The 1,339-nt window shown below is 58.3% G+C and carries 1 protein-coding gene; it reads right to left on the bottom strand.

Translation table 11 applies throughout. The features are described from left to right. Window positions 1-235: 235 nt before the first annotated feature. Window positions 236-1,267 carry an IS110 family transposase gene (locus ABIE63_RS17535; protein ID WP_354506706.1) on the bottom strand — a complete coding sequence of 344 codons (1,032 nt, stop codon included), beginning with the start codon at window positions 1,265-1,267 and terminating at the stop codon, window positions 236-238. Between the last annotated feature and the right edge of the window lie 72 nt (window positions 1,268-1,339).

The following is a 1,339-nucleotide window of genomic DNA, read 5'->3' as shown; positions in this document are numbered from 1 at the left end:
GCCACAACTGCTGACGTATATCCGGCTTCCTGATGCGGCTCGACTATTTTTCGCCGCGAGCCTCGATGGGTTTTCGCCCGCTTCCACCTCAATGGCTCCAAGACATTGGCCGAAGCCATGCCGGTCCACACACCAAGTTTGGGAAGCGACGGTGTGACCGTTTCGCCATCTCCTGCCATTTGCTGCAATTGCCGGGGTGAGACCTCCTTTTCTTTCTTCCTTTTGTGGCCTTGCCTCAGGTTGCCTTTACGGTCAGCGCCGGTTCGTAGGATGTGTCGCCGGCGAGCATGGCCCACACGATCCGTGCATTCTTATTGGCAAGTGCGACGGCCGCTATGTTGGGATGTCGGCGTTGCCGTAACTTATTAAGCCAGAGGCTCCGTGGATCCTGTTTGCCGCCGGCGCGACCCAAAGCTGCTCGAGCGCCGTGGATCAGCAGAGTACGCAAGTAGCGGTCACCACGCTTGCTGATGCCATATAATCGAGTTCGACCACCACTCGATCGCTGCTTCGGTACGAGGCCCAGCCATGCGGCGAACTGGCGACCATTCTTGAAGCAGGATCGGTCGCCGACAGCGGCAATCAACGCTGTTGCCGTGACAGGTCCGATGCCCTCGATCTTCCCAAGCCTCTGGCACGGCTCGCTGTTGCGGAAGATCTCCCGTATTCGCCGGTCATAGGACGTTATTCGCAGATCGAGGTCGGCCATTTCCGTCTGTAGGTCCCTCATAAGCGAGCGGACGAGTTCGCTCAAGCCATCGTCGCTCCTGCCGATAACGTCCGCGAGGCGGCGCCGCAGTTGCGAGATGTCACGGGCAATGACAATCCCATGCTCAGAGAGGAGACCACGGATCTGATTGACGAGTCGCACCCGGTCTGCAACCAGTCGCCGGCGAATGCGATGAATGGCTTGTACCGCCAACTGGTCGGCGGATTTCGGCGGCACGAAGCGCATGGATGGCCGGCCAACGGCTTCGCAGATAGCTTCTGCATCATTCCGGTCATTCTTGTTGGATTTGACATAGGGCGTCACGAACTGAGGGCTGATCAGCCGCACTTCATGACCGAGGTCGGTCAGCACCTTTGCCCAATAATGCGCTCCGTTCGAGGCTTCGACGCCGACTAGGCACGGTGGCAGATTGGCAAAGAAGCGGGACACTGCATCGCGACGCAATGTCTTTCGCAAAACAGCTTTTCCACGGCTGTCGACACCGTGAACCTCAAACACGTACTTTGCCAAGTCCAACCCTATCCGAACGATCTGCATGACATTCCTCCTTCGCTGCAGTTTACGTCCGAGATTTCACTCCGCCGCGAGGGCGGGGTCCATACCATTGGC

The organism is Limibacillus sp. MBR-115, from assembly GCF_040549425.1.
In the GTDB taxonomy this organism is placed as follows: Bacteria; Pseudomonadota; Alphaproteobacteria; order Kiloniellales; family CECT-8803; genus Limibacillus; species Limibacillus halophilus.
Note: the sequence above shows the minus strand (reverse complement) of the source record. Positions and strands in the feature narration are given on the sequence as shown.